General features: G+C 42.5%; 15 protein-coding genes. 11 read left to right on the top strand and 4 right to left on the bottom strand.

Going from position 1 to position 16803, the window contains the following annotated elements:
- The first annotated feature begins 4 nt into the window (after window positions 1-4).
- From mraY to PQO05_RS21355, 10 genes are all read left to right on the top strand, one after another.
- The gene (mraY, locus tag PQO05_RS21400; protein WP_273629483.1) at window positions 5-1246 is read left to right on the top strand and encodes a phospho-N-acetylmuramoyl-pentapeptide-transferase; all 1242 of its coding nucleotides are present in this window, start codon (window positions 5-7) and stop codon (window positions 1244-1246) included.
- A 128-nt stretch (window positions 1247-1374) separates the two neighbouring features.
- Window positions 1375-2772, top strand: coding sequence for a UDP-N-acetylmuramoyl-L-alanine--D-glutamate ligase (gene murD / locus PQO05_RS21395; protein ID WP_273629482.1), 1398 nt, complete (start codon window positions 1375-1377; stop codon window positions 2770-2772).
- A 197-nt stretch (window positions 2773-2969) separates the two neighbouring features.
- Window positions 2970-4184 carry an FtsW/RodA/SpoVE family cell cycle protein gene (locus tag PQO05_RS21390; protein ID WP_273633545.1) on the top strand — a complete coding sequence of 405 codons (1215 nt, stop codon included), beginning with the start codon at window positions 2970-2972 and terminating at the stop codon, window positions 4182-4184.
- A gap of 52 nt (window positions 4185-4236) precedes the next feature.
- Window positions 4237-5361: an undecaprenyldiphospho-muramoylpentapeptide beta-N-acetylglucosaminyltransferase gene (murG, locus tag PQO05_RS21385; RefSeq protein WP_273629481.1), complete on the top strand. Its 1125-nt coding sequence runs from the start codon at window positions 4237-4239 to the stop codon at window positions 5359-5361.
- Between the two features lie 11 nt (window positions 5362-5372).
- On the top strand, window positions 5373-6728 hold the full coding sequence (gene murC, locus PQO05_RS21380; RefSeq protein ID WP_273629480.1) for a UDP-N-acetylmuramate--L-alanine ligase: 1356 nt from the start codon (window positions 5373-5375) through the stop codon (window positions 6726-6728).
- Window positions 6721-7593 (top strand): cell division protein FtsQ/DivIB, encoded by an 873-nt coding sequence (locus PQO05_RS21375; RefSeq protein WP_273629479.1) that lies wholly within the window; start codon window positions 6721-6723, stop codon window positions 7591-7593. The genes murC and PQO05_RS21375 overlap by 8 nt, the downstream gene beginning before the upstream one ends.
- A gap of 2 nt (window positions 7594-7595) precedes the next feature.
- A complete protein-coding gene (gene ftsA / locus PQO05_RS21370; RefSeq protein WP_273629478.1) occupies window positions 7596-8942 on the top strand; it encodes a cell division protein FtsA in 1347 nt (448 codons plus the stop codon).
- A gap of 124 nt (window positions 8943-9066) precedes the next feature.
- Window positions 9067-10698, top strand: a complete 1632-nt coding sequence (gene ftsZ, locus PQO05_RS21365; RefSeq protein ID WP_273629477.1) for a cell division protein FtsZ — start codon at window positions 9067-9069, stop codon at window positions 10696-10698.
- A 146-nt stretch (window positions 10699-10844) separates the two neighbouring features.
- Entirely contained in the window at window positions 10845-12086 is a 1242-nt protein-coding gene (locus PQO05_RS21360; protein WP_273629476.1) for an aminotransferase class I/II-fold pyridoxal phosphate-dependent enzyme, read from the top strand.
- A 353-nt stretch (window positions 12087-12439) separates the two neighbouring features.
- Complete coding sequence (locus PQO05_RS21355) at window positions 12440-12622, top strand: histone H1 (protein ID WP_273629475.1); 183 nt, start codon at window positions 12440-12442, stop codon at window positions 12620-12622.
- A 210-nt stretch (window positions 12623-12832) separates the two neighbouring features.
- Here PQO05_RS21355 and PQO05_RS21350 read toward each other — a convergent pair whose 3' ends face one another.
- Genes PQO05_RS21350 through PQO05_RS21335 form a run of 4 tightly spaced genes read right to left on the bottom strand, consistent with a single transcriptional unit; the run spans window position 12833 to window position 15133 of the window.
- Window positions 12833-13072: a cytochrome b5 domain-containing protein gene (locus PQO05_RS21350; protein ID WP_273629474.1), complete on the bottom strand. Its 240-nt coding sequence runs from the start codon at window positions 13070-13072 to the stop codon at window positions 12833-12835.
- A complete protein-coding gene (locus tag PQO05_RS21345) occupies window positions 13069-13752 on the bottom strand; it encodes a lycopene cyclase domain-containing protein (RefSeq protein WP_273629473.1) in 684 nt (227 codons plus the stop codon). The genes PQO05_RS21350 and PQO05_RS21345 overlap by 4 nt, the downstream gene beginning before the upstream one ends.
- Window positions 13749-14291: a hypothetical protein gene (locus PQO05_RS21340; RefSeq protein ID WP_273629472.1), complete on the bottom strand. Its 543-nt coding sequence runs from the start codon at window positions 14289-14291 to the stop codon at window positions 13749-13751. Before PQO05_RS21340 ends, PQO05_RS21345 begins: the two co-directional genes overlap by 4 nt.
- Complete coding sequence (locus PQO05_RS21335; RefSeq protein WP_337941823.1) at window positions 14291-15133, bottom strand: phytoene/squalene synthase family protein; 843 nt, start codon at window positions 15131-15133, stop codon at window positions 14291-14293. Before PQO05_RS21335 ends, PQO05_RS21340 begins: the two co-directional genes overlap by 1 nt.
- 89 nt (window positions 15134-15222) lie before the next feature.
- Between PQO05_RS21335 and PQO05_RS21330 the strand changes: the two genes are divergently transcribed.
- Window positions 15223-16713, top strand: coding sequence for a phytoene desaturase family protein (locus tag PQO05_RS21330; RefSeq protein WP_273629471.1), 1491 nt, complete (start codon window positions 15223-15225; stop codon window positions 16711-16713).
- Window positions 16714-16803 lie beyond the last annotated feature (90 nt).

Below are 16803 nucleotides of genomic sequence, written 5' to 3'. Positions count from 1 at the left end.
GAGCATGTTATATTATCTGTTTAGCTATTTAGATAAAAACTACAGTTTTCCCGGCTCGGGGCTGTTTCAGTACATCACGTTTAGGATGGCACTGGCAGTTATTACGTCGCTTATCGTAACTACGGTTTGGGGTAGGAGATTGATTGACTATATCCGCTACAAACAGGTAGGTGAAACAGTTAGAAACCTGGGTCTGGAAGGCCAGATGCAAAAGCAAGGTACACCAACAATGGGTGGTATCATCATTTTGCTGGGCATCCTGATCCCCACTTTGCTGTTCGCTAAGCTGGGAAATATCTATGTGATACTGATGCTGATTACCACTGTTTGGTTAGGCGCTATCGGTTTCTTGGACGATTATATTAAAGTATTTAAAAAGAATAAAGAAGGATTAGCGGGCAGGTTTAAAATTATTGGTCAGGTTGGTTTAGCAATTATCATCGGGTGGACAATGTATTTCCATACGGACATCATCATCCGCCAGGAAGTAAAACTTCCGGTTAAATATGATGCCCCGGTTGATTTCCATTGGAAAGGCAAAACCCCTGTTTACACCCAGGATATTAAATCGACCAAAACCACTATCCCGTTCTATAAAAACAACGAGTTTGATTACGGTAAGGTGTTAAAATTTGGCGGTCACAATTACGAAGGATACGCACTGGTGGTGTTTCTGGCCTTTGTGATCTTCATTATCACCTTTATATCAAACGGGGCCAATATTACTGATGGTATCGATGGCTTGGCAACGGGTACTTCGGCCATTATCGGGGTTACGCTGGCCATACTGGCTTATGTATCCGGTAATACGATGATAGCGGATTATCTCAACATTATGTACATCCCTAATTCGGGAGAGCTGGTGGTTTTTGCCGGTGCGTTTGTTGGGGCTTGTGTGGGTTTCCTGTGGTATAACTCGTACCCGGCACAGGTGTTTATGGGCGATACAGGTAGTTTGGCAATCGGCGGTATCATCGCAGTGTTTGCCATTATGATCCGTAAGGAATTATTGCTGCCGATACTGTGCGGTGTTTTTGTGGTCGAGAATTTTTCGGTGATCATCCAGGTAGGCTGGTTTAAGTTCACCAAGAAACGTTTTGGCGAAGGCCGAAGGGTTTTCCTGATGGCACCACTGCATCACCATTATCAGAAAAAGGGTTTCCACGAAGCAAAAATTGTTACCCGCTTCTGGATTATCTGCATTATGCTGGCGATTATAACGGTGTTGATGCTGAAAATAAGGTAAAAGAGAGTCAAGAATCGAGAGACAAGAAACAAGACAATTAACCGTAGAGGCACAATACTTTGTGTCTCTGTACAAAATAGAAAGAGAGACACAAAGTATTGTGTCTCTACGGAAAACTAAAAAGATAAATGAGCGAAGCGAATAACATATCAACTAAAGCTCCCTCTCCTTTGGAGAGGGTTGGGGAGAGGTTAGCCATTCTCGGTGCAGGCGAAAGCGGTGTTGGGGCGGCATATCTTGCCCAACAGCAGGGTTTTGATGTGTTTGTTTCGGACATGGGTGCTATTGCCGATAAATACAAAAAACAGCTTCAGGATTGGAATATCCGCTTTGAAGAGGGGCAGCACACCGAAAGCGAGATTCTGAATGCAACGGAGGTGATAAAAAGTCCGGGTATACCGGAGAAGGCCGCGATGGTTAAGAAACTGAGAGCGCAGGGTACACCAGTGATCTCGGAGATTGAGTTTGCAAGCCGCTATACCAATGCGAAGATGATCTGTATTACAGGTTCGAATGGTAAAACTACCACAACCAGCCTTACTTATCACATCCTGAGCAAAGCTGGTTTAAATGTGGGTTTAGCTGGTAATATTGGTAAAAGCTTCGCCTACCAGGTGGCTACCGAGCAGTTCGATTACTATGTGCTGGAGATCAGCAGCTTTATGCTGGACGATATGTACGAGTTTAAGGCTGACATCGCAGTATTGCTCAACATCACACCCGATCATTTAGACCGGTACGATTACAAAATGGAGAATTATGTGGCTTCAAAATTCCGCATAGCACAAAATCAAACGGCGGCAGATTATTTTATCTATTGTGCTGATGATTCAGAAACGATAAAAGGAATGGAAGGCCGCACGTTTGGTGCGCAGCAATTGCCATTCTCAATTATAAAAAAAGAAAATCCGGGAGCTTATTTAGACCCCGAAAACAACATCATTATACAAACTAACCAACTACAAGAAACATTTATTATGTCGATCAACGAACTGGCTCTGCAGGGAAAGCACAACATTCACAATTCTATGGCCTCAGGTATTGTGTCAAAAGTGCTCGAATTAAGAAATTCAACTATACGCGAAAGTATGGGCGATTTCAAGAATATTGAACACAGGCTGGAGCAGGTAGGCAAAATATCTGGTATCAATTTCGTTAACGATTCTAAGGCCACTAACGTTAACTCAACCTGGTTTGCATTAGAGAGCACACCAAAAGAAATTATCCTGATTATGGGCGGCGTTGATAAAGGCAACGACTATACCATGCTCGAGGACTTAGTTAAGCAAAAAGTAAAAGCAATTGTGTGTCTGGGTAAAGAAAACCAACGTATCCACCAGGCATTTAAAGGCATGGTTACCGAGATTATCGATACACAATCGGCACAAGAGGCAGTTTATGTAGCCTACCATTTAGCTAAAAAAGGCGACACCGTTTTGTTGTCACCAGCTTGCGCCAGTTTCGACCTGTTTAAGAATTATGAAGACAGAGGCGATCAGTTTAAAAAGGCAGTAATGGATCTTTAGTAATTAGATAATTTGATGATTTGTCGATTTGGCAATGAATTGAAAAGATGAAGAAAGAACAATAAATAGAACGTCATGCTGAACTTGTTTCGGGATCCCACAAGCCAGGTCGGCGACTTAGCATGTGGGATCCCGAAACAAGTTCGGGATGACGGGGGGATAAATCCGAAATTGAACATCCGAAATCCGAAATGAAAATGATAGCATTGGATAACATACTTAGCAGAACCAAAGGCGATCGCTGGATCTGGTTGATAGTAATACTACTGTCTACCATTTCTATGATGGCGGTTTACAGCTCAACAGGTACCATCGCTTATCAGCATGATACCGGCGCAGAACGGTATTTGATGAAACACATGTTCATGATCCTGGGTGGTATTGCGCTGATGTACATTTCGCACAAGTTGGATTACCGCTATTATGCCGGTATCTCTAAAGTGCTGATGGTAATTACGCTGCCATTGCTGGTTTATACTTTGGTGTTTGGTAGCCACGTGAATGATGCGAGCCGTTGGGTAGCCATCCCCGGTACGGGTTTAACGTTCCAAACATCGGATTTGGCTAAGCTGGCATTGATCACTTACCTGGCACGCACCTTATCGCGCAAGCAGGAAAACATTAAGGATGTTAAACAATCCTTTATCCCTATTATGGGTTCGGTTTGTGTGGTGTTTATTTTGATTGCACTGGCCAACTTATCTACGGCTTTAATGCTTTTTGGTGTTAGCATTTTACTGCTCATTATGGGCCGTATTAGTGTTAAGCAAATTGCTGTGGTGTGTTTGGCAGGTGCGTTTTTACTGGCAGGTGTGGTGCTGTTAGGTCCACGTCGCGCTACGTATAAATCGCGTATCGAAGCTTACATGCACCCGGAGAAGGCCAACCCGGATAAATCATTCCAGGCCGATCATGCCAAGATAGCTATTGCAACAGGCGGAGTGTTTGGTAAAGGACCGGGTAACAGTACAGAGCGTAATTATTTACCGCAATCGTACTCAGATTTTATTTATGCAACAATTGTAGAAGAGTATGGTTTAATCGGTGGCCTGCTGGTCATAGCCATTTACCTGTTTCTACTTTATAGATGTGTTAAAATAGTAACCAAAGCGCCTAAAGCCTTTGGTGCTTTGCTTGCGGCCGGGCTAAGTTTCAGCTTAACTATACAAGCGTTTGCCAATATGGCTATTGCGGTAGGTTTAGGCCCGGTGAGCGGGGTACCGCTTCCATTGGTTAGTATGGGTGGTACGTCGATTTTGTTTACCAGTGTGGCGTTCGGTATTATCCTGTCGGTTAGCAGGCATATTGACGAAACAACGGGCGAAAATGCCATCGGTAAAGAAGGAAATTTAAGAGAAGCAAATAAAAGAGAAAACAATAAAGTAGTAGTAGGCGAAATAGAAATGGCGTAAGGGGAAGAAGGATTAAGGACGAAAGACAAAAGATACTTAGGACAACATATCAATGGGAAAACAGCATCAAACTAAAAGTTCGGCTCCACGCATCATTATAAGTGGTGGCGGTACTGGGGGGCATATATTCCCGGCGGTATCAATTGCCAATGCTTTAAAGGCGCTCGATCCTGATACTGAGATTTTGTTTGTGGGGGCGCTTGGTCGTATGGAAATGGAAAAAGTTCCGGCGGCTGGTTATAAAATTATTGGACTAAATATCCAGGGTATCCAGCGTGGTTCTATCGTGAAGAACCTGATGTTCCCGATCAAGCTGGCGCAAAGTGTGCTGAAGGCTATCCAGATCATCAAAGATTTTAAACCTGATGCTGCAGTTGGTGTGGGTGGTTATGCATCCGGCCCTTTATTGTACGCCGCCTCGTTGAAAAAGATCCCATACCTCATTCAGGAGCAAAACTCTTATGCAGGTATTACTAATAAATGGCTGGGCAACAAGGCCGAAAAAATATGTGTGGCTTTTGATGGCATGGATAAGTTTTTTCCTGCCGATAAGATCATCAAAACCGGTAACCCGGTACGGAAGGATTCGGTTGATATAGCGAAGAAACGCATGGCAGCTTTGGAGCTGTTAAAGCTATCGAGCGAGAAGAAAACGATATTAATTACAGGTGGTAGTCTGGGCGCACGTACACTGAACAAAAGCATCCGCGCTGGTTTGCAAAAACTGATTGATGCCGATGTGCAGGTGATATGGCAAACAGGCAAGAGCTATTATAAAACGCTGATCGAAGAATTGGGTAAAGACTATCACGAAAATGTGGTGATTACCGAGTTTCTGAGTCGTATGGATTTGGCTTATGCCGCTGCGGACGTGATTATATCACGTGCTGGTGCAGGTACAATTGCCGAGTTGTGTATTGTGAAGAAGCCGGTTATCCTGGTGCCTTCGCCAAATGTGGCCGAAGATCATCAGACTAAGAACGCACTTGCCCTGGTGCATGATAACGCCGCTTTATTTGTGGCTGACCGTGATGCAGAAACAACCCTGGTTGATAAGGCGCTGGAACTATTAAATGATAAAGACAAGCAAGCTACGCTGAGCAAAAACATTGGTACCCTGGCCTTGCCAAATGCCGATAAAGATATTGCCCACGAAGTAATAAAGCTGATTAAATAAAGAACTGAAAAATGAAGTTAAGTAACATACAAAGGGTTTACCTGGTAGGCATTGGCGGTATAGGCATGAGTGGCCTTGCCCGCTACTTTGCGCACCTGGGTTGTGCCGTTTGTGGTTACGATAAAACTTCGACCCCGTTGACTACAGAGTTAAGCAATGAGGGGATTGAAATAGTATTTGAAGATAATAGCGCATTAATTCCGGCCGAATTTCATTCGCCTGATGAGCATACGCTGATTATCTGGACGCCCGCTATCCCTAAAAATTCGGAGATCCTGAATTTCTTTATCGATAACGGATTTAAGCTGTTTAAGCGTTCGCAGGTGTTGGGTATTTTAAGCGAGGGTATGTATACCATTGCGGTTGCCGGTACGCATGGTAAAACTACTACATCGTGCATGGTGGCACATATCCTGAAACATTCGGGTAAAGATTGCTCGGCATTTTTGGGTGGCATTGCATCAAACTACAACACCAATGTGCTGTATGGTAAAAACAATATCATGGTGGTTGAGGCCGATGAGTATGATCGCTCGTTTTTGACCCTGCATCCTGATATTGCCATTGTAACCTCGATGGATGCAGATCATTTGGATATCTATGGAGATCATAGCCATCTGAATGAATCGTTTCAATTGTTTGTTTCGCAACTGAAAGCAAACGGTAACGTTATCGCCAAAAAAGGTTTGGAGATCAGCAGCACTTTAACCTACAGTATTAAAGAGCAGGCCGATGTTTATGGCGAGAATATCAGGATTGAAAATGGAGAGTTCTTTTTTGATTTTATATCTAACAGTGTTAAAATATCTAACATCCATCTGGGTATCCCTGGCATCCATAATGTAGAGAATGCTGTGGCTGCCATACAGGCTGCTTTGTTGGTTGGTGTAGAGCCGGAAAAAATTAAAGCTGCGTTAACTGCATTTCGTGGTGTGAAACGCAGGTTCGAGTATTTGGTTAAAACACCAGAACATATTTATATCGATGATTACGCGCATCACCCCGAAGAGTTGCGGGCGGCCATATCATCAGTAAAAAGAATCTATCCGGATAATAAGCTGACGGCCATTTTTCAGCCGCACCTGTTTACCCGTACGCGCGATTTTGCCGATGACTTTGCCGAAGTGCTGAGCATGGTAGATGAACTGATATTGTTAGAGATTTATCCGGCGCGCGAGTTGCCTATTGAAGGCGTAACCTCGCAAATGCTGCTGGATAAAGTAACATTATCAGACAAAAAGATATTAAGCAAAGCTGAAACGCTGGCATACATTAAGGCCGAAATGCCCGAACTGTTGCTGACCGTAGGGGCTGGAGATATAGATCAGTTGGTTCAACCTTTAAAACAAATCTTGAGCGATGTTTAAGAAGAAGATTTGGAAACCAATATTGATCGGGCTGGCATGGGCGGCTTCCCTTAGCGGGGTTGTTGTGCTCATGAGCTTTATTAATGTTAAAAAAGAGGCAGTGGTTTGTAAGGATGTAAAGGTTTACATCCCCGGCAACCAGTATTTTATAGATAAGGAGGAGATAGATAACATATTACATTTAAACAGTACAAATACACTAATAGGTCGCAGGATTGCCGGCATTAACATGCACGACCTTGAGAATAAATTAAAGGCAAATGCCTTCATAGAAACGGCACAGGTATATGCCGATATGGATGGCGTTATAAGGGTAGAAGTTACGCAGCGCACGCCTATTTTACGTATGATGACCCAGTTTGATAAGGACTTTTATGTAGACGAACACGGTTTAAAAGTCCCGCTGTCTAACAATTTTACGGCCCGCGTACTGGCAGCCAATGGTTTTATTGAAGAACCATTTGGTAATAAGATTGATACGCTGCATACCGATATGGCTAAACAGGTTTTTAAAACCGCCGCATTTATATCGAAAGATACCTTGTGGAACGCGCAAATAGCACAGATCTACGTAAACCAGCAACACGAAATGGAGCTGATACCCCGTGTGGGTAACGACCGCATTTTGCTGGGTAATGCAGATTCACTGCAAACCAAATTTGCCAACCTGCTTGCTTTTTACAAGCAGGCTATACCGAGAGTAGGCTGGGAGGCCTATAAACTCATTAATATAAAATACGCCAACCAGGTTATTGGCGTAAAGAAAGACAGTACTAATAAAGATGGATCGGTTAAACCGGCTTCGGCTGTAAAACCAGATTCATTACAGAACAAGATTCAGGACACATCGCATATAAAGAATTGATTATGGACAAAAGCTCAACACTCGACAAAACTTCGCCAATTATTGTAGGCCTTGATATAGGTACTACAAAAATTTGTGCAATTGTGGGCCGCCGTAGCAAAAACGGAAAGATAGAAATACTGGGGATCGGCAAAGCCGAATCGGCCGGTGTTACGCGTGGTATGGTTTCCAATATCGATAAAACGGTACAGGGCATCACCCAGGCGGTAGAGGTAGCGGGATCACAATCAAACGTAGAAATCAGGGTTGTAAATGTAGGTATCGCAGGTCAGCACATTAAAAGCCTGCAACACCGCGGTTTGATAACCCGTCGCGATTTAAATTCTGAGATCAGCCGCAAGGACATTGAAAAGCTGATTGAAGATATGTATAACCTGGTAATGCCTCCGGGCGAGGAAATTATCCATGTGTTACCACAGGAGTTTACGGTAGATAACGAACCCGGCGTTAAAGACCCGATTGGTATGGCAGGCGTACGTCTTGAAGCTAACTTCCATATCATTTCGGGCCAGGTAACTGCCATTAAAAATATAGTGAAATGTGTTACCAAAGCTCACTTGGAAAGCCAGGAGCTGATACTGGAGCCATTAGCATCCTCTGAATCTGTTTTAAGCGATGAAGAAAAAGAGGCTGGTATTGTTTTGGTTGATATCGGTGGTGGTACTACAGATGTGGCTATCTTCCACGAAGGTATTATCCGTCACACCGCGGTTATTCCATTTGGTGGTAACAGCGTAACCGAAGATATTCGCGAGGGCTGTTCTGTAATGCGTAACATAGCCGAGCAATTGAAAGTAAGATTTGGCTCTGCTTTGGCTGATGAAAATAAAGAGAACGAGATTGTATGCGTGCCGGGTTTACGTGGCCGCGAATCGAAAGAAATTTCGGTTAAAAACCTGGCTTATGTAATCCAGGCCCGTATGGAAGAGATCGTGGAGCATATTTACTACGAGATCAAATCATCAGGTTACGAGAAAAAACTGATCGGTGGTATCGTTATCACAGGTGGTGGTGCGCAGTTGAAACACCTGCCGCAACTAGTAGAATATGTAACCGGTTTAGATTGCCGCGTGGGTTACCCTAACGAGCATTTGGCCAAGAACGAAGTATTGCCTAAAAACATATACGAAGAGCTGCAAAGCCCTACTTATGCAACCGGTATTGGTTTGTTGATAAAGGGTATCCAGAAAACCGAGTATGACAATTTAGAGCAAACTGCACCGCAGCAGGCCAAAATTGAGAAGCAAAAATACACCGACGATAAAAAGTTCGGTTTGTTGGGTAAGATCCTCGAAACGGGCAAACGTTTCATTAAAGACGATATCAAGGACGAGGATTTCCTTAAATAAATTAACAATTAAGAAGTTTTCCACATTGTTGACAATTGTTAATAAACTATGTGGAAAAACTTTTATTATTACATTAAGCAAAGTCAATGATTTGCCAATGCTCATTTAGCTGAAAAACAAGATCATGCAGTTTGAAATGTTAAAAGAAAAATCCTCTATCATCAAAGTAATTGGTGTTGGAGGCGGCGGTGGAAATGCAGTAAACCACATGTACAGACAAGGCATTATGGGTGTAGATTTCATAATCTGTAACACCGATGCCCAGGCATTGGAGTTAAGCCCAATACCTAATAAGGTACAATTAGGCGCCAGTTTAACCGAAGGAATGGGAGCAGGATCTATACCTGAAGTAGGTAAAAATTCGGCTATCGAAAACATCGACGATATTAAGCAAATGCTGGGTGTTAACACCAAAATGCTGTTTATCACTGCCGGTATGGGTGGCGGTACCGGTACCGGTGCAAGCCCTATCATTGCTAAAGCAGCCCGCGAAATGGATATCCTAACCGTGGGTATTATAACTATGCCTTTCTCTTTCGAGGGTAAACGCCGTAAAATGCAAGCCGAAGAAGGTTTGGAAGAACTGAAAAGAAATGTAGATTCTTTCCTGGTAATTTCTAACGACCGTCTTCGCCAGATCTTCGGAAACTTAACCTTAGGTTCTGCCTTTGCGCAAGCCGATGATATATTAACTACAGCCGCCAAAGGTATTGCAGAGATTATCACCTTACCGGGTTATATCAACGTTGACTTTAAAGATGTGCGCACAGTAATGCGCGACAGCGGTGTATCTATCATGGGTAGCTGTGCAGCTGAAGGTGAAAACCGTGCGCTGCGTGCTGTAGAAGGTGCATTATCATCGCCGTTATTGAAAGATAACGAAATTGAAGGTGCTCGCTACATCCTGTTAAACATCAGCTCTGGCGACAAAGAGGTTACGATGGATGAGGTTTCTGTTATTACAGATTACATTCAGGAAGAAGCCGGTTTAGCTGCTGATTTAATTTGGGGTAACTGTAAAGATGAGGCCCTGGGCGATAAGCTTTCGGTAACCATCATCGCTACAGGTTTCCAAACTAAAGACGAGCGCGAAAAAGAACAGAACAATAAAAAGGTAGTATCAATGCTGGTGCCTGAGAATGCGCCACTGGTAAAACCTATTAACGAGTTTGTAACGCCAAAAACGGAAGAGGCTAACGCCAATGCAGAAATGTTCCTGAAAAAGGATACACAAAAGCAACAAACCGGTTTATTTGACCTGTTTGCCAAAGGCGAAGAAGCTAATCAACAGTCATCATCGCAACCTTCTGTTATTAAGCATAGCCTAATGCCAGAGGAGCCAGCTGCTGCACCAAGCAATGATAGCGAGCCGGGTATCGAGTTTACCTTCAAGGTAACTGAGTCTGTAATGAATTTTGAGCCGGTGATGCAGGCAGAACCTGTTACCCAGCCAGAGCCTGAACCAGAGCCGCAACCGGTTGTTGGTGCGGATGATCACAAAACTGATGAATCTATCGAAGAGCAGTTGCGTAAATCTCGCGAGCGTATTATGCGTTTGAAAGACCTGAGCATGAAACTGCGCAACGGCAACTTACAGGAGCTGGAAAATGTACCTGCTTACAAACGTAAGGAAATTGCACTGCAGCAAACGCCAATGTCTGACGAGAGCCAGATCTCAAGGTTTTCATTAACCGATACAGACGGCCAAACTGAGATCAGAAAAAACAACTCGTTTTTACACGATAATGTTGATTAATTAATATAAACTATAGATTAAAGAGCCTTTGTATAACTTTACAAAGGCTCTTTTGTTATAACCCATTATAAAAAGTTATAACCATTGTCTGAGCGCGAAATACGGTTATATTTGTATATTATTGGCAAAATTTAGAATAAGACGTTTTGGATTTATTTGACAAGATAGCAAAGACTATGGGCGGGCCGCTGGGCCAGCATCAAAAATGGTCGCATGGGTACTTTTCATTCCCTAAATTGGAGGGTGAAATAGCGCCGCACATGTATTTTAACGGGAAAGAGCATTTGGTGTGGAGTTTAAATAACTATCTGGGCCTTGCCAATCATCCCGAAGTAAGGGAAGCAGATGCAAAAGCTGCTGCCGATTTTGGTATGGCGTATCCAATGGGTGCACGTATGATGTCTGGTAACTCCAAATATCATGAAGCACTTGAGACCGGCCTTGCCGAATTTGTGGGTAAAGAAGACGCTTTCTTACTAAACTATGGTTACCAGGGTATGGTATCTATCATCGATGCACTGGTTGATCGTAATGATGTGATTGTGTATGATGCAGAATCGCACGCTTGTATCATCGACGGCGTACGTTTGCACATGGGTAAACGCTTTGTTTATCAGCATAACGACATCGAAAGCTTCGAAAAACAACTGGAGCGCGCTACCCGCTTAACTGAGCAAACCGGTGGCGGTATTTTAGTGATTACTGAAGGCGTATTCGGCATGTCGGGTGCACAAGGTAAGCTGAAAGAGATCATTGCTTTAAAAGATAAATTCAACTTCCGTTTACTGATCGATGATGCACATGGTTTTGGCACTATGGGTAAAACAGGAGCAGGTACACACGAAGAGCAGGATTGCGTTGATGGTATAGATGTATACTTCGGTACTTTTGCCAAATCAATGGCTGGTATCGGTGCATTTGTTGCCGCTAATCAGGATATTGTAAACTACCTGCGTTATAACATGCGCTCACAAACGTTTGCCAAGGCGTTACCTATGCCAATGGTAATTGGTTTACAGAAACGTTTCGAACTGTTAAAATCTCGCCCTGAACTGCGCGATAACCTTTGGAAAGTTGCTTCGAGCCTGCAAAAAGGTTTAAAAGATAACGGTTTCGATATCGGTATTACTGATACCATGGTTACCCCGGTATTCTTAAAAGGCGATTTGCTGGAAGCTACCAGCTTAACTCGAGATCTGCGCGAAAATCACAGTATCTTTTGCTCAATCGTAGTTTACCCGGTTATACCAAAAGGTTTGATCGAACTACGCCTGATCCCAACTGCTTTACATACTATTGAGGATGTTGAGGTTACTATTAAAGCCTTAAGCATTGTACACGAAAAACTGAAAGCGGGCGAATACAAAGAGAATGTTGTTGTAGCTTAATACAACAATAACATCATATTAATAAGAAAGACTTTTGGCTTGCCGGAGGTCTTTCTTATTTTAAACCCACCTGTTAAGTGTGAAAAGGGTGTGTATAATCGTTTAGCGTATATAGACGGGGTATTTTTGGTAACAAATACGCAATAAATTTGACACCTCACTATAAGAAGTTTTAAAATTTTCGCACATCTGTTAAAATTATGATTGATGATGACATTTGGTGGGTTGAAAAATGCTAAAAACACACTTTAAAGGCATATTTTGGCCTGTAAATTTTTTTTTAATAAAAAAAGAGTTTAGATTAGCCTTAGTTAAAACAATTAAACCTCAACTAATTAAAGGAGTAACTTAAAATGAAAAAATTTACCGAAGTGAAAGAACTGATTGCTTCTCTGGAAGCAGATGCTGACAAATTTTACAACAAAGGCAACAGCGCTGCCGGCACACGCGTTCGTAAAGGTATGCAAGATCTTAAAAACTTAGCTCAAGCTATTCGTTTAGAAGTTCAGGAATCTAAAAACACTGCAGCTAAATAATTTAATATTATTAGCGATTTTTATACTTGATAGGAGGTATAAAACACAAAATACTAAAGAACCCCGTTTCGTAAAGTGCGGGGTTTTTTAGTAGGGGATGAATTTCTAAAGAGTGTGCTGGCTGTCACCCTGAGCTCCGTCGAAGGGTGTGCGTAAAGGCCTTTGCCCACATGTTTCGAGAGCCTCAACATGACACCCGCCCACGCTTAATCAGAAGCCCAATCTCCCCACTGCCACAAACTTTTCAAACACCGTCTCGCTATGCGGAGCATCGGCCAATTCCTCAGTTAAATCCTGTCCGGCCCAGTGCTCATAATGCTTGCCGTTTCGCCACAGCCGACTTTCGGTAACATCGTATATAATACCATTTAAAGCCACCCAAATCTGAGGTTTATCCTGCCCGTTACGTAAGGCCAGCTGCGATTTGGTGTATACCGGTAAATCGCTCATAAAGCTTTTAATTTTTTATTACGGAAATATTCGAAAAAGGCAATATTCATCATCAGCAAAGCCATCAAATAAAAATGATCTTCAAAAGGAATGGTACCAATTCTGAAAGCCATATTCTGCTGATTATTATATAGTACAATGGGGATCGAGGTTAATATACCATTCACAATGTAGAAAGGTATCAGGCTCACTACAAAAGCCATATAAAAGCGGCTAAGCCATTTACTTTTTAACCAGGACTGCAATACTCCTAACAATACATAAAGCAGTGTGAAGGTTACAATGGTGTATAGCCGATTGTGAAAGGCAATAGCCAGTACCAGGCTTACAGACATCAGTATAATAGAAATGGATTTGCTAAGCCTTTGCGGCACCTGCCATTTCACATAATAATTAAGGCACTCATAAATAAATATGCAGGAGAAGGGTACGGTTAGAAAGAATAAAATTTCTTCCAGCGGTAGCTGAAATAAACGAATGCCAATAATATAGTTATCATTAAAACTCCATACCCCTTTAATGGTAAATAGCACATCCCAAAATAAAAACATGATACCTGTAATAGCCATGCCGGGCCAGATGAAACGCCAGCTTTTATAAAATTGCACCCGCTTATCAAACGAAAGGGCTATGGGGAAAATAACCGTCAGCAAGTTAATGAGCAGGTAAGTATATTTCACTTTAAAGCGGCTAAGGTTTTATTGAGGAAGTTGGTTTCATCAGCAGTGCAATGTTTAGAATCGAGCATAAATTTAATAACGGTAATCACCAACTCTTTATCAGCGGTGCCATAATTTTTTAGCTCAATCTGATGGATCATTTCCTGTTTATCGACAGCCAGGTTTTTGGTATATCCTAAAAAGCCAGGTACATTATGTTCAACAGAAAAGCGCATAAACCTAATCTCGATATTATGCGGGTCTTGCGCTACCGCTTCTTTAAAAGTATCCTCGCAGTTACTAAGGTATTTAATCTTGAAGTAAGGATTCCAGGCATGCTTGGCTTTTAAGGCTTCAAGCGCGCCCATGTAGCCATTCAGCAACCCAGATCGTTGCTGTATCATTTCCAGGCTTTTGTATAATGAGTCTGTTGTTGGTTTGCTGTTTATGGCCTGCATCAATTTTTTGCGCAGGTGAGGTATATTGGGTTGCGGGGTATCCGCAAAGCCCATTAATGTAGTAAATGTGAGTATCAGAAATAGTAAATGCTTTTTAAACATCAAATCGCTTTTAACTTTTTTTGCAGCACCGCTTTAAAGTATAAAGCCAGTTTGCGCGTGTCTGATATACGGATTCTTTTCTGTATAATCACGCTTGCCGGGGTCTGGCTTATCTTTTTAAACAGTTGCAAATAATAAACATAAGCCACATAAACACCCAGCTTAGCATCGCTGGGGAGGGCTTTAATACCTTCGTAAGCCTCGTCAAAATCGTGCTTAATTTCCCGTTCAATGTGTTGTTTATCAGCTTCGGTAAAGTTATTAAAATCGATGTTAGGAAAATAGGTACGTCCGCGTTCTTCAAAATCAGATTTTACATCGCGCAAAAAGTTGATCTTTTGAAAAGCTGCACCCAGACTACAAGCCCGGGGTTTTAACTGCTGATACTGTTCTTCGTTCCCTTCGCAGAAAACTTTAAGACACATGAGGCCGATAACCTCGGCCGAACCATAAATATAAGTGCAATAACTTTCGCGGTTATAGATCTTGTTATCCAGGTCCATCTCCATAGAAAGTAAGAAAGAATCGATCAGCTCATGATGGATCTTGTATTTATTAACCACCTGCTGAAACGATTGCAATACCGGATTGGTGCTGATGCCGCGTTCAATAGCTTCAAAAGCATCCTTTCTGAATCCGCTGATCAGCTGAAGTTTATCATGCTCGTGAAAGGTGTCTACAATTTCATCGGCATACCTTACAAAGCCATAAATGGCATAAATGGGATTACGAAACCGCTTATCGAAGGACTTGATGCCCTTACTAAAAGATGTGCTGTATTTGGCCGTAATTAACTTACTGCACTCAAAGCATGTTTCATCATATAATGTCATCGGGGTCATCAGCACTATAAATCAAATGTACATATTTTAACTATCCGCACTTAGTAGCAACAAACAATTGCTTACTTTGTGACGTCTGTACCACATAAATGAATAACACCATCCCCAAACATATTATTGTTATCGGTGCCGGCTTTGCCGGTTTAGCTGCAGCAAGCGTATTGGCCAAAGCAGGCTTTAAAGTTACAGTGCTGGAAAAGAACGATCAACCCGGCGGTCGTGCAAGGCTTTGGGAATCTGAAGGTTTTAAATTTGATATGGGCCCCAGTTGGTACTGGATGCCGGATGTTTTCGAAAACTACTTTGCCTTATTCGGCTACAAGCCATCCGATTTTTATGAATTGAAACGCCTCGATCCCGGCTACCGCATTTACTATGGCAAGGATGATTATATGGACGTGCCTGCTGATATGCAGCAACTCGAAGCATTATTTGAGCAGGAGGAACCCGGTAGCAGCACAAATCTCAGAGCATTTTTAAAGCAAGCCGAATATAAATATAGGGTAGGTATGGGCGAATATGTGTTTCGGCCCTCGCACAATATAGGTGAGTTTATCGACTGGAACCTGATTGAAAAAAGTTTTAGCATACAATTGCTCACCAGCATGAGTAAGCACGTGCGAAAGTACTTCAAAAACCCTAAGCTAATAAAGTTGCTCGAGTTCCCTGTCCTGTTTTTAGGAGCAACCGCGCAGGATACCCCGGCCATGTACAGCATGATGAACTATGCTGACCTTGCCTTAGGTACCTGGTACCCCATGGGAGGGATGCACGAGATTGTTAAGGCCATGGTTAAAACTGCCGAAGAATTGGGCGTAGAAATTAAGCTGAGTACCGAAGTGCTTTCGATAGAAACAGCTAATGGAATAGTATCCACCATAAAAACTAACCGGGGCAATTACAAAGCTGATTTTGTTGTAGCCGGTGCTGATTATGCACATGTTGACCAGGAATTATTAGACAAGCCGAATCAAAACTATACGCCGCAATATTGGGACAAGCGGGTAATGTCGCCATCGAGCCTGTTATTTTATATAGGGACTGATTGCAAGGTGGAAGGTATCCAGCACCACAACCTTTTCTTCGATGAAGATTTTGAACAGCATGCTGCCGATATTTACACCCAAGCCAAGTGGCCCGATAAGCCATTATTCTACGTAGCCTGTACTTCTAAAACTGATAATACAGTTGCACCGGCTAATGGAGAAAACTTATTTTTCCTGATGCCGATAGCCCCCGGCTTAGAAGATAATAACGTTACCCGCGAAAAGTATTTCGACCTGATGATGGACCGTTTTGAAAAGATCACCGGTAATAACATCCGCAATAACATCGTAGTAAAACGCAGTTACGCACTGAATGATTTTAAAGCTGATTATCATTCCTTTAAAGGAAATGCGTATGGCCTATCGAACATCCTTTCACAAACGGCATTCTTTAAACCCGCTATGCGATCTAAAAAGGTAAAGAACCTGCTATATACCGGCCAACTTACTGTACCAGGACCAGGTGTGCCGCCTGCTCTAATTTCTGGACAAGTTGCGGCAGGGGAGGTGATTAAGTATTTTAATTTGGGGTGAGTGGTTGATCGAGTTGATTAAGTGAGTAGTTGACTGGTTTATTGAAACAACAACTGCTCACTTAATCAACCACTCACTCAATCAACTGTG

This window comes from Mucilaginibacter jinjuensis, assembly GCF_028596025.1.
Classification (GTDB): Bacteria; Bacteroidota; Bacteroidia; order Sphingobacteriales; family Sphingobacteriaceae; genus Mucilaginibacter; species Mucilaginibacter jinjuensis.
The sequence above is the reverse complement of the archived record's forward strand: the minus strand, read 5'-3'. Positions and strand labels throughout refer to the sequence as shown.

What these genes read in the sequence shown, in the direction of transcription:
- PQO05_RS21390 (WP_273633545.1), top strand. Translation starts at nt 2,970, where the DNA reads ATGATAGCATTGGATAACATACTTAGCAGAACCAAAGGCGATCGCTGG.
- PQO05_RS21375 (WP_273629479.1), top strand. Translation starts at nt 6,721, where the DNA reads ATGTTTAAGAAGAAGATTTGGAAACCAATATTGATCGGGCTGGCATGG.
- murD (WP_273629482.1), top strand. Translation starts at nt 1,375, where the DNA reads ATGAGCGAAGCGAATAACATATCAACTAAAGCTCCCTCTCCTTTGGAG.
- PQO05_RS21355 (WP_273629475.1), top strand. Translation starts at nt 12,440, where the DNA reads ATGAAAAAATTTACCGAAGTGAAAGAACTGATTGCTTCTCTGGAAGCA.
- ftsZ (WP_273629477.1), top strand. Translation starts at nt 9,067, where the DNA reads ATGCAGTTTGAAATGTTAAAAGAAAAATCCTCTATCATCAAAGTAATT.
- ftsA (WP_273629478.1), top strand. Translation starts at nt 7,596, where the DNA reads ATGGACAAAAGCTCAACACTCGACAAAACTTCGCCAATTATTGTAGGC.
- murC (WP_273629480.1), top strand. Translation starts at nt 5,373, where the DNA reads ATGAAGTTAAGTAACATACAAAGGGTTTACCTGGTAGGCATTGGCGGT.
- murG (WP_273629481.1), top strand. Translation starts at nt 4,237, where the DNA reads ATGGGAAAACAGCATCAAACTAAAAGTTCGGCTCCACGCATCATTATA.
- PQO05_RS21340 (WP_273629472.1), bottom strand. Translation starts at nt 14,291, where the DNA reads ATGTTTAAAAAGCATTTACTATTTCTGATACTCACATTTACTACATTA.
- PQO05_RS21330 (WP_273629471.1), top strand. Translation starts at nt 15,223, where the DNA reads ATGAATAACACCATCCCCAAACATATTATTGTTATCGGTGCCGGCTTT.
- PQO05_RS21335 (WP_337941823.1), bottom strand. Translation starts at nt 15,133, where the DNA reads ATGACCCCGATGACATTATATGATGAAACATGCTTTGAGTGCAGTAAG.
- PQO05_RS21350 (WP_273629474.1), bottom strand. Translation starts at nt 13,072, where the DNA reads ATGAGCGATTTACCGGTATACACCAAATCGCAGCTGGCCTTACGTAAC.
- mraY (WP_273629483.1), top strand. Translation starts at nt 5, where the DNA reads ATGTTATATTATCTGTTTAGCTATTTAGATAAAAACTACAGTTTTCCC.